This window comes from Streptomyces sp. B3I8, assembly GCF_030816915.1.
Lineage (GTDB): Bacteria > Actinomycetota > Actinomycetes > Streptomycetales > Streptomycetaceae > Streptomyces.
In genome coordinates, this window is record NZ_JAUSYN010000002.1 from 3460143 (window position 1) to 3476129 (window position 15987).

Genomic DNA, 15987 nt, shown 5'->3' on the forward strand with positions numbered 1-15987 from the left:
CAGGTTCCGCCCGTCCGGCCGCTCCCTCATGGTGGTGGCCGGGGCCTCCACCGCGGCGGCACTGGCACTGACCTCCTGCGGCGGGTCCGACGACTCGGGCGGCTCGGCCTCCGCCGCGCCCAGGCTGAAGGTCAGCGGCGCCTACATGCCCGCACCCATGTCCGGCGACATGGCGACGGGCTTCTTCACCGTCACCAACTCCGGGGGTGAGGACACCCTCACCTCGATCTCCAGCGACGCGGCGGCGGACGTCACCCTGCACGAGACCAAGGGCGGCGCGATGGTCGAGAAGGAATCCTTCCCGGTGCCCGCCCACGGGCGGCTCGCCTTCGCCAGCGGCGGGAACCATCTCATGTTCGAAAAACTCGACCGCAGGCCGAAGGAGGGCGAGAAGGTGGCGGTGGACCTCCACTTCGCCGTGTCCGGCACGGTCGAGGTGGAGATCCCGGTGAAGTCGGCGACGTACGTCCCGAAGACCGGGCACTGAGGGGAGAACAGCACCGTGACACAGACCACCGCCTCCGGCGCGGAACGGGGACCGGCCCCGGTCCGCGAACCGGGACCGGGACTGGTGCCGGGACCGGGACCCGCGCCGCGGCCGGGCTCGCGAACGTCGGCCCGGGCCGCGGCTCTGCGCGCCCTGCTTCCGCTGTTCGCGCTGCTGCTCGCCGCGGGCGGCCTGCTGCTCGGCAGTGCCTCTCCCGCGTCCGCGCACGCCGCGCTCACCGGCAGCGCCCCCGCGCAGGGGGCGGTGGTCGACAAGGCACCCAGCGAGGTCACCCTCACCTTCTCGGAGAAGATCTCCCTTCCCTCGGGGGGCTCCGGCTCGCTCCGGGTGCTGAACCCGGCCGGCAAGCAGGTCGACACCGGCAAGCCGTCCAACCTCCAAGGCACCACCTACGGCATCCCGCTGCGCAGCGGTCTGCCCGACGGCACGTACACCGTGACCTTCCAGGTGATCTCGGCGGACAGTCACCCCGTCGCCGGCGGTTTCACCTTCTCCATCGGCGCCCCCTCGGCGACCAGCGTCTCCGTCTCCGACCAGGCCGTGGGCGGCGGTGTCGTGGGCGCGCTCTACGGCTTCGCGCGGTACGTGTCGTACGCGGGCTTCGTCGTGCTGATCGGTGGCGCGACCTTCGTGCTCGCCTGCTGGCAGCGCGGGGCCGGTGAGCGCACGATGCAGCGGTTCGTGGTCTCCGGGTGGATCGCCCTCACCGGGGCGACGCTCGCACTGCTGCTGCTGCGCGGCTCCTACACCGGCTCCGGGAAGGTCGCCGACATCTTCGACCTGTCCCTGGTCGGGCAGGTGCTCCAGAGCAAGACGGGTGCGGCCCTCCTCTCCCGGCTGCTGCTGCTCGCCGCCGCCGCGCTGTTCGTCGCGGTGCTGTTCGGGGCGTACGCGCGCCAGGACGACGAGGACGGTGACACCGGCAAGGGGACCGAGGGCGCCAAGGACGCCGCGGGCACCGAAGACGGCGAAGACGCTGCCGACCGGGCCGCCGAGCGACGGGACCTCACGTTCGGGCTGGCCGTCGGCGGTGCCGTCATCGCGGCCGGACTCGCGGCGACCTGGGCGATGGCCGAGCACGCCTCGACGGGCATCCAGACCTCGATCGCCATGCCCGTCGACATCCTCCACCTGCTGGCCGTCGCCACCTGGCTCGGTGGCCTCGCGGCCCTGCTGACCGCGCTGTACCGCACCCCGTCGATCGAGGCCACGGCCGTGCAGCGGTTCTCCCGGGTCGCGTTCGGCAGCGTGGTCGTACTGGTCGCCAGCGGGCTCTACCAGTCGTGGCGGCAGGTCGGCTCCTGGTCCGCGCTCACCGGCACCGCCTACGGGCAACTTCTGCTGGCGAAGGTCGCCCTGGTGGCTGTCCTCCTCGGCATCGCCCGGTTCTCCCACCGCTGGACGGCCCATCTGGCGGACGTACCGGCCACCACGAAGAAGGAGAAAGAGAAGGAGAAGAGGAAGAAGACGGTGGCGGCCGCGACCTCGGCCTCGGCCTCGGCGTCTTCCGGCAAGGCCTCGTCGGGCAGAACCGGGTCGGGCAAGCCGTCTACCGGTTCCGATGATCCCCGGCGTGCCGCCCAGCTCGCCCGGCAGCGCGCCGCGACAGCCGCGGCACGGGCCAAGCGAGTCCGCGAGGCGGACCCGTTCCGGTCCGGGTTGCGCCGGTCCGTGCTCGCCGAGGCCGGTGTCGCCGTGGTGCTCCTCGCCGTCACCACCGTGCTGACCACCACCGAACCCGGGCGCACGGAGGAGGAGGCCCAGGCCGCGAAGGCGGCTGCTTCCTCGTCGTCCTCATCGTCGTCGTCCTCGTCGTCCGACGCGCAGACCTCGGAGTCCCTCTCGCTGGAGCTGCCCTTCGACACCGGCGGCGAGGACGGCAAGGGCACCGCCCGGGTGACCCTCGATCCCGCCCGCGTCGGCGGCAACGTCATGCACGTGTATGTGACCCGGCCCAACGGCAGGACGTTCGACGTTCCCGAGGTCAAGGTCTCCTTCACCCTGGCCGCGAAGGACATCGGCCCGCTGCCGGTGAACCCGGACCGCGTCGCCACCGGGCACTGGTCGGCGAGCAGCGTACAGATTCCCCTGGCGGGCAACTGGAAGGTCGCCGTGACCGTGCGGACCTCCGACATCGACCAGGTGACCGTAGACAAGAACGCGCAGATCGGCTGACCGCCACCATGACCGACCAGCAGACCACCCCCGACACGACCCCTGCCACCTCTCCCCCTCCCGGGCCCGCCCTCTCCCGTCGACGGCTGCTCACCACCGCCGGGGCGACCGGGCTGGTGCTCGGCGGGGCGGGGGCGGCCGCCGGATACGCCGCGGCCCCCGCCGACGCCACCCCGCTGACCTCGCTCGGCGCCGACCGCGCGATGTTTCACGTGAAACACCAGCCGGGGATCACCACCCCGCTCCAGGCCCGCGGCCATCTCGCCGCCTTCGACCTCGCGGCGGGCACCGGGCGCAAGGAGGCCGCCGCGCTGCTGCGCCGCTGGTCGGACACGGCCCAGCGGCTCATGGCCGGCGAGCCGTCCGCGCACGACGACACCGACGTCGCCCGGGACGCAGGCCCCTCCTTCCTGACCGTCACCTTCGGCTTCGGGCACAGCTTCTTCGCCCGTACGGGGCTGGAGAAGCAGCGCCCGGCCGCACTGGACCCGCTGCCCGACTTCTCCTCCGACCACCTCGACAAGCGGCGCAGCGACGGCGATCTGTGGGTGCAGATCGGCGCCAATGACGCCCTCGTCGCCTTCCACGCCCTCCGTGCGCTGCAGAAGGAGGCGGGGTCCGCCGCCCGCCTGCGCTGGCAGATGAACGGCTTCAACCGCACGCCCGGCGCCACCTCCAGTCCCCGTACGGCACGCAATCTCATGGGGCAGATCGACGGCACGCGTAATCCGAAGCCGTCGGACGGGGACTTCGACGAGCGGATCTTCGTGCCCGCCTCGGGTGAGCCCGCCTGGATGGCGAACGGCTCGTACGCGGTCGTACGCCGGATCCGCATGCTGCTCGACGACTGGGAGAAGCTCTCCACCCACACCCAGGAGCAGGTCATCGGCCGCCGCAAGGCCGACGGGGCGCCGCTGACCGGTGGCGGCGAGACCACCGCGATGGACCTGGAGAGGACGGGCTCCGACGGCACCCTCGTCGTCCCCCTCAACGCGCACGCCCGGATCACGAGGCCCGACCAGAACGGCGGTGCGGCCATGCTGCGCCGCCCGTTCTCCTTCCACGACGGCTTCGACGACGACGGGGTGCCCGACGCCGGACTGCTGTTCATCGCCTGGCAGGCCGATCCGCTGCGCGGTTTCGTCCCCGTGCAGCGCAAGCTCGACCGGGGAGACGCGCTGTCGCGGTACATCCGCCACGAGGCCAGTGGCCTGTTCGCCGTTCCGGGGGGAGCGTCGAAGGGGGAGTACGTCGGCCAGCGATTGCTGGAGGCGTAGTCCCCTGTCCCAGGGCGGCACATGAGCGGTCACGGGCGGACTAGGGTGAGCCCATGTCAGCCAGCTATGCCTATCTCGGTCCCGAGGGCACCTTCACCGAGGTCGCCCTCCGTACGCTGCCGGAGTCGGCGACCCGGTCACTGGTCCCGATGGTCTCGGTCCCGGCCGCGCTCGACGCCGTCCGCAGCGGCGAGGTGGAAGCGGCCTTCGTGCCGATCGAGAACTCCGTGGAGGGCGGGATCACCACCACCCTCGACGAGCTGGTCGCGGGCGAGCCGTTGATGATCTACCGCGAGGTGCTGCTGTCGATCACCTTCGCCCTGCTGGTCCGGCCCGGGACGGCGCTGTCCGACATCAAGACGATCACCGCACACCCTGCCGCGCAGCCGCAGGTGCGCAACTGGCTGAAGAAGCACCTCCCGGACGTCGTCTGGGAGTCCTCGGCGTCGAACGCGGACGGCGCGCGCCTGGTCCAGGAGGGGCGGTACGACGCGGCGTTCGCGGGCGAGTTCGCCGCGGCCCGCTACGGACTGGAGGCGCTGGAGACCAACATCCACGACGCGGAGAACGCGCAGACCCGGTTCGTCCTGGTGGGCCGCCCGGCCCGGCCGGCGGCGCCGACCGGCGCGGACAAGACGTCGGTGGTGGTCTGGCAGCGCGACGATCATCCCGGCACGCTGCGGGACCTGCTGGGGGAGTTCGCCGTCCGGGGCGTGAACCTGATGCTGCTGCAGTCCCGTCCCACCGGGGAGGGCATCGGCAACTACTGCTTCGCCATCGACGCGGAGGGGCACATCTCCGACCGGCGGGTGGCCGAGACGCTGATGGGGCTGCGGCGGTCGTGTCTGAAGGTCCGGTACCTGGGGTCGTACCCGAGGGCCGAGGTGCGGGCGGAGGACGTCCGCCCGTTGCCGCCGGGGACGTCGGACGAGGAGTTCGTGTCGGCCGCGGACTGGGTGGCGCGCTGCCAGGACGGCCGGTTCTGACCCGCGGGAACCGACGGGACCGACGACAGCGGCGCGGGACCGACGACAGCGGCGCGACGACAGGACCGGCGGAACCCACAGCGCGGCGGCAGCGATGGAGCCGCTGTGCCGCTCGCGCTCCGGTGCTACCTGCGGATTTTTCGCATCCACAAAAGTTATCCACAGGTCACCGCTTCAGCCTGGGGACAAGTCGACAGCGGCCCGATCGCGAGTCGACAAATCACTGTAGACATCTTCGACCCGTCCATTCGGCCGTCGCGTCCCGTTCGTCCACTCGTTTCTCACGATCAATACTTCAGAGCGACCCAGGACGACCAAGTGTGACCCTTTTCCACTCGAAAGGGTGACTGATGCGGGTTTCATCCCGGGATACTTCCTCCCGCCACCCTCCCGCGGAATGATCACGTTCTATATCCACAGACCTTCCACACAGCCTGTGGATAACTCCGTCCGGCATGTGGATACCTGTGGACAACCACATCCCAAATCCCCGTCTCCACAAGGGAGTCGAGTCAACGCTCCGCCCGCCGACTGCTTCTTTCCAGGGAATCGGAGTCGTGAGGCGGAACCCGGCACCGGTAGCCTTGCAGGGTGATTGACCTTCGCCAGCTCCGTGAGGACCCCGACCGTGTCCGCGCCTCGCAGCGCGCCCGTGGTGAGGACGTCGGCCTTGTCGACGCCCTTCTCTCCGCCGACGAACGGCGCAGGTCGTCCGGCGTCCGATTCGACGAGCTCCGGTCCGAGCAGAAGTCGCTCGGCAAGCTGATCCCCAAGGCCTCCGCCGACGAGAAGGCCGAGCTGCTCAAGCAGGCCGAGCAGCTGAAGGCCGACGTCAGGGCGGCCGACGCCGCCCAGCACGAGGCCGACGAGGAGACCCGCCGCCTGCTGCTCCAGCTCGGCAACCTGGTCCACCCCGACGTCCCGGTGGGCGGCGAGGAGGACTTCGTCGTCCTGGAGACGCACGGCACCGTCCGCGACTTCGGCGCCGAGGGCTTCGAGCCCAAGGACCACCTGGAGCTCGGCCAGGCGCTCGGCGCGATCGACGTGGAGCGCGCCGCCAAGGTCTCCGGCTCGCGCTTCTACTACCTGACCGGCATCGGCGCCCTGCTGGAGCTCGCCCTGGTCAACGCCGCGATCGCGCAGGCCACCGAGGCCGGCTTCACCCCCATGCTGACGCCCGCGCTGGTCCGCCCGCAGGCCATGGAGGGCACCGGCTTCCTCGGCCAGGCCGCCGAGAACGTGTACCACCTGGAGAAGGACGACTTCTACCTGGTCGGCACCTCCGAGGTACCCCTCGCGGCGTACCACATGGACGAGATCATCGACGCCGAGAAGCTGCCGCTGCGCTACGCCGGCTTCTCCCCGTGCTTCCGCCGCGAGGCCGGCACCTACGGCAAGGACACCCGCGGCATCTTCCGCGTCCACCAGTTCGACAAGGTGGAGATGTTCACCTTCGTCGACCCCGCCGAGGCCGAGAACGAGCACCGGCGGCTGCTGGACTGGGAGAAGCAGTGGCTGACCTCCCTGGAACTGCCCTTCCAGGTGATCGACGTGGCCACCGGCGACCTGGGCTCCTCCGCCTCCCGCAAGTTCGACTGCGAGGCGTGGATCCCGACCCAGGGCAAGTACCGCGAGCTGACCTCCGCCTCCAACTGCGACGGCTTCCAGGCGCGTCGTCTGTCGGTGCGCATGCGGGACGGCAAGAAGGTGCAGCCGCTGGCGACGCTGAACGGCACGCTGTGCGCCGTGCCGCGCACCATCGTGGCCCTGCTGGAGAACCACCAGCTCGCCGACGGCTCGGTGCGCGTGCCCGAGGTGCTGCGGCCCTACCTGGGCGGGCGTGAGGTGCTGGAGCCGGTGGCCGAGTGACGGCGCCCGGCTCCACTCCCGGGCCGCGGTTCCCGTACCGGCTGATCGCGACCGACCTCGACGGCACGCTGCTGCGCTCCGACGACACCGTCTCGGAGCGCACCCGGGACGCGCTCGCCGCCGCGACGTCGGCGGGCGCCGCGCATCTGGTCGTCACCGGCCGGGCCGTCCCGTGGACCCGGCACATACTCGACGAGCTCGGCTACGACGGCCTCGCCGTCTGCGGCCAGGGCGCCCAGGTGTACGACGCCGGGGCGCACCGGCTGCTGACCTCGGTGACCCTCGACCGCCAACTGGCCGGGGTGGCGCTCGCCAAGATCGAGGCCGAGGTCGGCCCGCTGTACCTCGCGGCGAGCCGGGACGGTCTCGACGGCGAGGTCCTGACCGGACCCGGCTACGCGCTGAAGGGCCGGCTGCCCGCAGTGCCGTTCACCGACGCCGGTGATCTGTGGGCGGCCCCGCTGAACAAGATCTACATCCAGCATCCGACGCTGTCCGACGACGAGCTCGCCGAAGCCGCCACGCGCGCCGCCAGCGGCTTCGTCACCGTCACCATGGCGGGCGCGGGCATCGTCGAACTGCTGCCGCTCGGTCTCTCCAAGGCCACGGGGCTCTCGCTCGCGGCCCGCAGGCTCGGCGTGAAGCCGGCGGAGACGATCGCCTTCGGCGACATGCCGAACGACCTCCCCATGTTCGCCTGGTCGGCCCGTGGCGTGGCCATGGCCAACGGCCATGCCGAACTGAGGGCCGTCGCCGACGAGGTGACCGCGTCCAACGACGAGGACGGCATCGCGGTCGTCCTGGAACGCCTGCTGGCCCAGCCGTGACGAACGGCCGCGCACCCTGCCCCCGCGGGCGGGGGCAGGGGCTGTCGCTCCGGCTGCGACGGTGACGGTGACGGTGGTGAAGGGTCCTGAACCGGGTCCGCCCGCCCGGCCGCCTGAGCGGCGCGGGCGGGCGGGACAGGTCCTCCGGGTGGGCGGCCCGCGCGGGGATGCCCGCGCGCTCGAAGCGGCCGCCCCGGGCGGTCCTGCGCGGGGACTCGACGGAGTAGCTCCGGAGCCTCCCGCACACCGCCCTGACGGAAACGCGGCGTCCCCTGACAGGTCGTCACCGCGCTCCGCTCCCGGACCGGGGCGCCGGTCTCACCGGCGTCGTACCTCACCCTGCCGGGCTCCGGTGCCGTGCGCCACCGAATAAATCCCGACAAGCCCGCCCACGAGATCCCGGCAGGCCCGTCCGATCGACGCCGTCAGCGCCGCGGCCACCTGCGCCGGCGCCGGCTGAAGAACCATCCGGCCGGTGGCTCGTCCGAGCGCCAGGGCTGGGGCTGGGCGTCGGGCGCCTGTGCGCGCCACTTGGCGGCCAGCATCCGTGCGCGTGCGGACGGCTCCTTGGCGTCGGCGGACTGTATGAACTCCTCGTCGAGGACCAGGTCGTTCCAGGGGTCCTCGGGCTCTCCCGCCCCTTGGCCCCGCGGTGCGTGCGCTGTCATCGCCGTCCCTTCTCCCGCGTGACTCTCCCGCCGCCATGGTGCCCGCGGCGGGGTGAAGCCCCCGTCAAGAAGCACGCCGCTCCCGGCGGGAGCCGTCACTCCTCTCCGGCCAGCGTCAGGGAGCGCAGCTTCTGCCCCGCGTACCAGGTGGTCGCGACGGTCACCACGATCAGCAGCACCGTCCCGGTGGCGAGGCTCACGTCCGAGGTGACCAGGTCGCTGCCGGTGACCTTCTTCGCCACGGCCAGTGCCCACTGCTGCACGCTCAGGGTGCGCGCGCCGGACACCAGGGACCCGAACAGGGCCTCCCAGACGAGCGCGTAGACCAGTCCGAAGATCACCGCGTGCCGGCTGACCGTGCCGAGCAGCAGGAACATCGCGGCGTACGCGATGGAGGCGACGAGCGCGGCCACGGTGTAGGCGACGGCGACCTGCTGGCCGTTGCCGTTGAGGATGAGGCCCGCGATCAGCGTCGGCAGCGCGGAGAACGCCATGGTGACGGCGATCGACACGAACAGCTTGGTGAGGATGATCGTCGGCCGCTTGACGGGCTTGGCCAGCAGGTACACCACCGAGCCGTCGTCGATCTCGGGGCCGATCGCGCCGGTGCCCGCGATGACGCCGATGATCGGCACCATGGTGGCGAGCGCGAACCCGCCGAGCAGGTCGGAGGCGGTCTGGTCGTCGGCACCGGCCAGTGCGCGCACCAGGACCGAGATGACGATCAGGAGCGCGGGCAGGGCGCCCAGGATGAGGGCCCGACGGCGGCCGAGCAGGGCTCGGTAGGTGAGTCGGGCGACTGTGGGGTCGTACATCTTTTCGGCCTCCTACGCCGCGACCAGATAAGAGAACACGGATTCGAGGGATTCGTCGGACGGCGAGACCGTGAGCAGCCGGATGCCGTGGTCCTTGGCGACCCTCGGCAGCAGGGTGGTGAAGCGGCCGAAGTCGACGGCCTGGACGCGCAGCGCGCCCTCGGCGTGGTCGACCTCGATGCCGGACGTCGACGGGTCGGCGATCAGCGCGGCGGCGAGTGCCCGGTCGTCGCTGGAGCGCACCAGGTAGCGGTGCGGCCGGTCGGTCATCAGCCGGCGGATCCTGCGGAAGTCGCCGCTGGCGGCGTGCCGTCCGGCGACGATGACCTCGATGTGCCAGGCGAGCTGCTCGACCTCCTCCAGGATGTGGGAGGAGAACAGCACCGTGCGGCCCTCGTCGCCCATGCGGCGCAGCAGTTCCATGAGCTGCATGCGCTGGCGCGGGTCCATGCCGTTGAACGGCTCGTCGAGCAGCAGCAGCGAGGGTTCGTGGACCAGCGCGGAGGCCATCTTCACGCGCTGGCGCATGCCCTTGGAGTACGTGGAGATCTTCCGGTCCTGGGCGTACTCCATCTCGACGGTGGCCAGCGCCCGCTGGGCCTCCTTGCCGCCCAGTCCGTGCAGTTCGGCGTTGGCGACGACGAACTCGCGGCCGGTGAGGAAGTCGTACATCCCCTCCCGCTCGGGGACGATGCCGATGTGCCGGTAGATCCGCTCGTTGCGCCACACCGGTTCGCCGTCGAGGGTGACCGAGCCGGTGGAGGGGGCGAGGAAGCCGCCCATCATCCCGATGAGGGTGGACTTCCCGGCTCCGTTGGGACCGAGCAGGCCGGTGACGCCGGGGCCGATCGTCATGGTGACGTCGTTGACGGCCACCACGTTGCCGAACCAGCGCGAGACGTGGTCGATGTTCAGCGTGGTCACAGTGCGGCCTTTCGGTAACGGCGGATCAGCAGGCCGTAGCTCCCGGCGATGAGACCCAGGGTGACGAGGAGGAAGGCGATCCCCTGTGCGGCCGAGGGTCCCTGCTCCCCGGGGAAGGAACTGCTCGCCCCGAGGAAGGCGGTCTGCACCCCGTCGATGAGTGTGATGGGCGAGAACAGTCCGAACCAGAGGCCGGCCGAGCCGCTGTCCTGCGTCTCGGCGATGGCCTGCAGCGTCGAGACGGCGCCGTAGCTGATGACGAGGACGGCGATGACGGCGGCGATGCCGAAGCCGCGGCGCGGGGTCACGGCGGCGATCACCAGGCCGATGCCGGCGAAGAGCAGGGAGAGCAGTGCCACGGAGACCAGTCCCTGGGCGAAACCCTTGGTCTGGTCGGTGAAGTCCAGCTTGGCCAGCAGCGCGCCCACGTAGAGCACGAGCAGGGGCACCGCCGTCAGCATGAACAGCGCCGAGGCCATCGCGGCGTACTTGGCGCGCACGTAGTCGGACGTCTCCAGGGGCCGCGAGAAGTACAGCGGCACCGTCTTGAAGCGCAGGTCGCGCGAGACGGACTGGGGGGCCTGCGCGGCGACGAACAGGCTGATGACGGCCTGCATGATGATCGCGTAGCGGGTGTAGTCGACGGGCAGGTCCTTCATCTTGGTGGCGACCGCGACCGCCACCATGATCAGTGCGGGGACGCACATCACGACGAAGAGCAGCATCGGCAGCACCTTGGACTTCGCCGACCGGCCGAGGCCGTAGGCGCCGCGCAGGGACTGGGAGTACAGGGCGCGCCGGATGTAGGCGCGGCCCAGGCGCGGCCCGTCGTAGCCGCGGTAGCCGATGTTGTGGATCCGGCTCTCGTCGCCGGGCGGGGCGAGGGGGTGCTCAACCGCCATGACCGACCGCCTCCTTCCCCTGTTCGTCGGACGGCTGTTCGGTGCCGGCCGGGTGTTCGTCGTCCTTGAAGACCTCAGCGATCTGGTGCCGCCGCTGTTCCATGCGGACCAGGCCGAGGCCGAGGTCGGCGACGGCGTCGCGCACCAGGTCGTAGGTCTCCTCGCCGGCCGCGGTCAGCAGCAGCACGCGTCCGGCTCCGGGCAGTGCGCCGCCGTCGTGCACCTTCACCCCGCGCGCGTCGAGCGTCTCCCGCAGGGCGCGGGTGCCGTCCGGGTGGGTGTCGCTGTCGGTCACCTCGACGGCCAGGGTGGTGGTGGTGCGCGTGAAGTCGGTGGTGGAGCTGGAGCGCAGCAGGGTGCCGCCGTCGACGACGACCACGTGGTCGCAGGTGCGTTCGAGTTCGCCGAGCAGGTGCGAGGTGACCAGGACGGAGATGCCGAAGTCCGTGTACACGCGGCGGATCAGGCCGAGCATCTCGTCCCGGCCGACCGGGTCGAGGCCGTTGGTCGGCTCGTCCAGGAAGACCAGCTTGGGGTCGTGGACGAGGGCCTGCGCGAGCTTCACCCGCTGCTTCATGCCGGTCGAGTAGCCGCCTATGGGGCGGTAGCGCTCCTCGTACAGGCCGACGTGGCGCAGGGTGTCCGCGGTGCGTTCCCTCGCGGCGGTCGGCGGCAGCCCCGACATGCGCGCCATGTGCACGACGAGCTCGGTGGCCGAGACGTCGGGCGGCAGGCAGTCGTGCTCGGGCATGTACCCGACCTGCTCACGGATGGCGGCGCCCCGGGTGGCGACATCGAGCCCCAGTACCTCGGCGCGACCCTCCGTCGCGGGGGAGAGACCCAGCAGGATCTTGATCAGAGTGGACTTGCCGGCACCGTTGGCGCCGACCAGTCCCGTCACACCGGGTCCGATGTCCACGGAGAGCCGGTCGAGTGCGGTCACCCGGGGGTACCGCTTGCTCAGGCTTTCGGTCGCGATCACAGTCACGTCTCCGACCGTAGTGACGTGAGCCACGGCGGTCGTCAACCTTCAGAGCTGTCTGTGCGTCCGCCTTGAGTATTACGGGACCCTAGGGTGACCCCACCCAGGGTCCCGGACTCCACCCTCCCGGGTCTGACCCGATCCCGTTCGACCTCGTGTTTCCACAGGTAACCAGGGGTCGTTGACGTGGCCGCCGGGCGGGGGTTGCATTGATCACCGCCGGTGCGCGCGGTTCGGCACGGTACGGCTCGGTTCGGTTCGGTTCGGTTCGGGATGCAATCCGGTACGGCTCGGTTCGGGATGCAATCCGGTACGGCTCGGTTCGGCTCGGTGTGATGCGGTACGGCTCCGCTCGGTGCGATGCGGTACGGCTCGGACGAGGAGGCACACATGGCGGTGGCGGGTGCGCGGGAGCGCCGGGTGCGCGGTGGCGAGGTGGACCTGTGCGTCGCCGAGCTGGGGGATCCGGACCGGCCGACGGTGGTCCTGGTGCACGGCTACCCGGACAGCAAGGAGGTGTGGTCCGAGGTGGCCACCCGCCTCGCCGACCACCACCGCTTCCACGTGGTGCTGTACGACGTCCGCGGCCACGGCGGCTCCACCGCCCCGCGCCCGCTGCGCGGCGGCTTCACCCTGGAGAAGCTGACGGACGACTTCCTCGCGGTCGCCGACGCGGTCAGCCCCGGCCGGCCGGTCCACCTGGTGGGGCACGACTGGGGTTCCGTGCAGGGCTGGGAGTTCGTGACCGTCCGGCGCGCCGCGGGCCGGATCGCCTCCTTCACCTCGATCTCCGGCCCCTCCCTCGACCACTTCGGGCACTGGATCGAGCGGCGCCTGCGGCGTCCCACCCCGCGCCGGACCGGCCAGCTCCTCGGCCAGGGCCTCAAGTCCTGGTACGTCTGTCTGCTGCACACCCCCGTGCTGCCCGAACTCGCCTGGCGCGGGCCCCTCGGCCGCCACTGGCCCGGCATCCTGCGACGCACCGAGAAGATCCCCACCGGCGACTACCCGACCGCCTCGCTCCCCCGGGACGCCGCCCATGGTGCCTGGCTCTACCGGGACAACGTCCGCCCCCGGCTGCGCCATCCGCGCCCCGACGCATACGCGCACGCACCCGTGCAGCTCGTGACGCCCCTGGAGGACGCCTTCCTCTCCGAGCGGCTCTACGACGACCTGGAGCAGTGGGCGCCGCGGCTGGTCCGCCGCACCGTCCGGGCCACGCACTGGGTGCCCCGCACCCGCCCCGGCCAGGTGGCCGCCTGGATCGCCGAGTTCGCCACCGCGACCGGGGCGGGCGGCCGACCGGCCCCGGTGGGCCGCGGCCCGTACGCCCCCCGCTTCGCCGGGCGGCTGGTGCTGATCACCGGGGCCGCCGCGGGGATCGGCCGCGCCACCGCGCTGGCGTTCGCCGAGGCCGGCGCCCGCGTGATCGCCGTCGACCGGAACGGGGAGGGCGCGGCCCGCACCGCCGAGCTGGCCCGCCGCGCCGGGGCGCCCGAGGCGCGGGCCGAGGTGGTGGACGTCGGTGACGAGCGGGCGATGGAGCGGCTCGCCGAACGCGTCGCCGCCAGCGACGGCGTGGTCGACGTACTGGTCAACAACGCCGGCATCGGCTTCGCCGGCTCCTTCCTCGACACCACGGCGGAGGACTGGAGGAACGTGCTGGACGTCAATCTGTGGGGCGTCCTGCACGGCTGCCGGCTCTTCGGACGGCAGATGGCCGAGCGCGCCGAGGGCGGCCACGTCGTCAACGTGGCGTCGGCCGCCGCCTACCTGCCCTCGCGGGCGCTGTCCGCCTACGGCACGTCCAAGGCCGCGGTGCTGATGCTCAGCGAGTGCCTGCGGGCCGAGCTGTCCGGCCGGGGGATCGGCGTGTCCGCCGTGTGCCCCGGGTTCGTGCACACGGACATCACCGCCACCGCGCGCTTCGCCGGGGTCGACGCCCGCGAGGAGCGCCGGCGCCGGGAGCGGGCCGGGCGGCTGTACGGGCTGCGGGGATATCCGCCGGAGAAGGTCGCCGCCGCGGTGCTGCGCGCGGTGGCGGAGGACCGGGCCGTCGTCCCGGTCACCCCGGAGGCGCGCGTCGGACGGCTCCTGTCCCGGATCGCTCCCGGGGTGGTGCGGGCGCTGGCCCGGGTGGAGCCGCGGCTGTGACATCCCTGCCGATGTCGACCACGGTCCCCTAGGTGAGCTCGGTGGGCGCGGTGGGCGCGGTAGGCGCGGTGAGCTCACCGGGATCGGCGGGATGTGCGGGATCGGCGGGCGAACTGCCCGCATGAAGCGAGGAGTTGTCCACAGGATCGCGCGATTCGCTGTGGATAACCGTCCTTCGTTGTGGATCAAACCTCCGCCGCAAAACAAAGTGCGTGATCCACGTCTCACGCGGCACGCTGGGGGGATGAACACACAGGAGGCCGCGGACACCGCCGCGCGCACGGTCAAGGTGTCGAAGTATCTGTCCAGGCATCTGCGGCACCAGCCGGAACGGATCGGGCTGACGCTCGACGAGGGCGGCTGGGTGGAGATCGCGGCGCTGCTCTCGGCATGCGTCTCACACGGGTTCCGGATCACCCGCGAGGAGCTGGACCACGTCGTGACGACCAACGACAAGCAACGCTTCGCCGTAGAGGGCACCCGGATACGGGCCAGCCAGGGCCACAGCGTCCCGGTCGACCTCGGGCTGCCGCCCGCCGAGCCGCCGGCATATCTGTACCACGGCACCGTCGCCCGCCACCTGGACGCCATCCGCGCCGAGGGGCTGCGGCCCATGAACCGGCACGACGTGCACCTCTCGCCCGACCGCGACACCGCCACCCGGGTCGGGGCGCGCCGCGGCCGGCCCGTCGTCCTCACCGTGGACTCCGGTGCCATGCACCGCGACGGCCACGTCTTCCGCGTCAGCGCCAACGGGGTCTGGCTGACCCCGTCCGTGCCCGCCGCGCTATCTGCGCCTGCCGGGGGCCCGGGGTGGGTGATCCGCCGGACCGGAACTCGTCGCCGGGCCGTCCCGGTTCAGCGGGATCGGGCTGTCCGGTTCAACGGAGCTGGGCGGGCGCCTCGGTGACGATCTTCTCGAAGACGGCCTGGTCCGCGGCGAAGTCGGAGTCGGCGATGGGCCAGTGGAGCACGATCTCGGTGATGCCCGCCTCCAGGTGGCGGGCGGCGAAGTCCACGAAGGCGTCCACGCTCTCCAGCGGCCGGCCGCGGTCCGGCGTGAACCCGGTGAGCAGCACCTTGTCGAGCCCCGCCACGTCCCGGCCGACCTCCGCGCAGGCCCTGCCGAGCCTGCCGATCTGGCCCCGGATCGCCTCCAACGACTGCTCCGGCGTGCCCTCCTCGAACAGCTTCGGGTCACCTGTGGTCACCCACCCCTGCCCGTACCGCGCGGCCAGCGCCAGGCCGCGCGGCCCCGTCGCCGCCACCGCGAACGGCAGCCGGGGCCGCTGGACGCAGCCGGGGAGGTTGCGGGCCTCGACCGCGGAGTAGTGGGTGCCGCGGTGGGTGACGGCACCCTCGGTGAGCAGCCGGTCGAGCAGCGGGACGAACTCCCCGAACCGGTCCGCCCGCTCCCTGGGCGTCCACGCCTCCTGCCCCAGCGCGGTCGCGTCGAAGCCGTTGCCGCCGGCCCCGATCCCGAGCGTGACGCGGCCGCCCGAGATGTCGTCCAGCGAGATGAGTTCCTTGGCGAGCGTGACCGGGTGCCGGAAGTTGGGCGAGGTCACCAGAGTGCCCAGCCGGAGGCGCGAGGTGGCCGTCGCGGCGGCGGTGAGCGTGGGCAGGGCACCGAACCAGGGGCCGTCCCGGAAGGTGCGCCAGGACAGGTGGTCGTAGGTGTAGGCGGCATGGAGACCGAGCTCCTCAGCCCGCCGCCACTTGGTACCGCCCCCTTCCTGCCAACGGTCGACGGGGAGGATCACCGTGCTCAGACGTACGCTCATGACGACGAGCCTACGTCCGCGCCCATGCCGCCCCAGGCGCAGGCGCGGGCACGGGCGGCCGTGCCGTGGGGGCCCGCGCACGGCAGGGCGGCGTACCCGTTCAGGCGGCCTGGTGC

Annotated in this window: 13 protein-coding genes and 1 pseudogene; 8 read left to right on the forward strand and 6 right to left on the reverse strand. The window is 71.8% G+C overall.

Translation table 11 applies throughout. The annotated features are described in order from the left end of the window. Positions 1-28: 28 nt before the first annotated feature. The 6 genes from QFZ64_RS17505 (at position 29) to QFZ64_RS17530 (ending at position 7642) form a co-directional block, all read left to right on the forward strand. Entirely contained in the window at positions 29-487 is a 459-nt protein-coding gene (locus QFZ64_RS17505; RefSeq protein WP_307071744.1) for a copper chaperone PCu(A)C, read from the forward strand. Positions 488-640: 153 nt separating this feature from the next. Further along, the gene (locus QFZ64_RS17510; protein ID WP_373430753.1) at positions 641-2683 is read left to right on the forward strand and encodes a copper resistance CopC/CopD family protein; all 2043 of its coding nucleotides are present in this window, start codon (positions 641-643) and stop codon (positions 2681-2683) included. A gap of 8 nt (positions 2684-2691) precedes the next feature. Next, positions 2692-3960: an iron uptake transporter deferrochelatase/peroxidase subunit gene (gene efeB, locus QFZ64_RS17515; RefSeq protein WP_307066791.1), complete on the forward strand. Its 1269-nt coding sequence runs from the start codon at positions 2692-2694 to the stop codon at positions 3958-3960. Between the two features lie 53 nt (positions 3961-4013). Further along, positions 4014-4946, forward strand: a complete 933-nt coding sequence (pheA, locus tag QFZ64_RS17520) for a prephenate dehydratase (protein ID WP_307066793.1) — start codon at positions 4014-4016, stop codon at positions 4944-4946. Between the two features lie 591 nt (positions 4947-5537). Then, entirely contained in the window at positions 5538-6815 is a 1278-nt protein-coding gene (gene serS, locus QFZ64_RS17525) for a serine--tRNA ligase (RefSeq protein WP_307066794.1), read from the forward strand. Then, entirely contained in the window at positions 6812-7642 is an 831-nt protein-coding gene (locus QFZ64_RS17530) for an HAD family hydrolase (protein WP_307066796.1), read from the forward strand. The genes serS and QFZ64_RS17530 overlap by 4 nt, the downstream gene beginning before the upstream one ends. A 425-nt stretch (positions 7643-8067) precedes the next feature. Here the strand turns inward: QFZ64_RS17530 and QFZ64_RS17535 are convergent, their stop codons facing one another. The 5 genes from QFZ64_RS17535 to QFZ64_RS17555 all read right to left on the reverse strand — a co-directional run bounded on the left by QFZ64_RS17535 (position 8068) and on the right by QFZ64_RS17555 (position 11933). Then, positions 8068-8310, reverse strand: coding sequence for a hypothetical protein (locus tag QFZ64_RS17535; protein WP_307066798.1), 243 nt, complete (start codon positions 8308-8310; stop codon positions 8068-8070). Positions 8311-8405: 95 nt separating this feature from the next. Continuing rightward, a complete protein-coding gene (locus tag QFZ64_RS17540; RefSeq protein WP_307066800.1) occupies positions 8406-9125 on the reverse strand; it encodes an ABC transporter permease in 720 nt (239 codons plus the stop codon). A gap of 12 nt (positions 9126-9137) precedes the next feature. Further along, positions 9138-10049, reverse strand: coding sequence for an ABC transporter ATP-binding protein (locus QFZ64_RS17545; protein ID WP_307066801.1), 912 nt, complete (start codon positions 10047-10049; stop codon positions 9138-9140). After that, positions 10046-10951 carry an ABC transporter permease gene (locus tag QFZ64_RS17550; protein ID WP_307066803.1) on the reverse strand — a complete coding sequence of 302 codons (906 nt, stop codon included), beginning with the start codon at positions 10949-10951 and terminating at the stop codon, positions 10046-10048. The genes QFZ64_RS17545 and QFZ64_RS17550 overlap by 4 nt, the downstream gene beginning before the upstream one ends. Next, entirely contained in the window at positions 10941-11933 is a 993-nt protein-coding gene (locus QFZ64_RS17555; RefSeq protein ID WP_307071746.1) for an ABC transporter ATP-binding protein, read from the reverse strand. Before QFZ64_RS17555 ends, QFZ64_RS17550 begins: the two co-directional genes overlap by 11 nt. 390 nt (positions 11934-12323) lie before the next feature. Here QFZ64_RS17555 and QFZ64_RS17560 point away from each other — a divergent pair, with 390 nt between their 5' ends. Both QFZ64_RS17560 and QFZ64_RS17565 read left to right on the forward strand, forming a co-directional pair. Then, positions 12324-14087, forward strand: a complete 1764-nt coding sequence (locus QFZ64_RS17560) for an SDR family oxidoreductase (RefSeq protein ID WP_307071747.1) — start codon at positions 12324-12326, stop codon at positions 14085-14087. A 244-nt stretch (positions 14088-14331) separates the two neighbouring features. Next, positions 14332-14908, forward strand: a pseudogene (locus QFZ64_RS17565) (RNA 2'-phosphotransferase). A 60-nt stretch (positions 14909-14968) separates the two neighbouring features. On the opposite strand, the gene QFZ64_RS17570 reads toward QFZ64_RS17565, so the two are convergent. Beyond that, complete coding sequence (locus QFZ64_RS17570; RefSeq protein WP_307066805.1) at positions 14969-15871, reverse strand: LLM class flavin-dependent oxidoreductase; 903 nt, start codon at positions 15869-15871, stop codon at positions 14969-14971. Between the last annotated feature and the right edge of the window lie 116 nt (positions 15872-15987).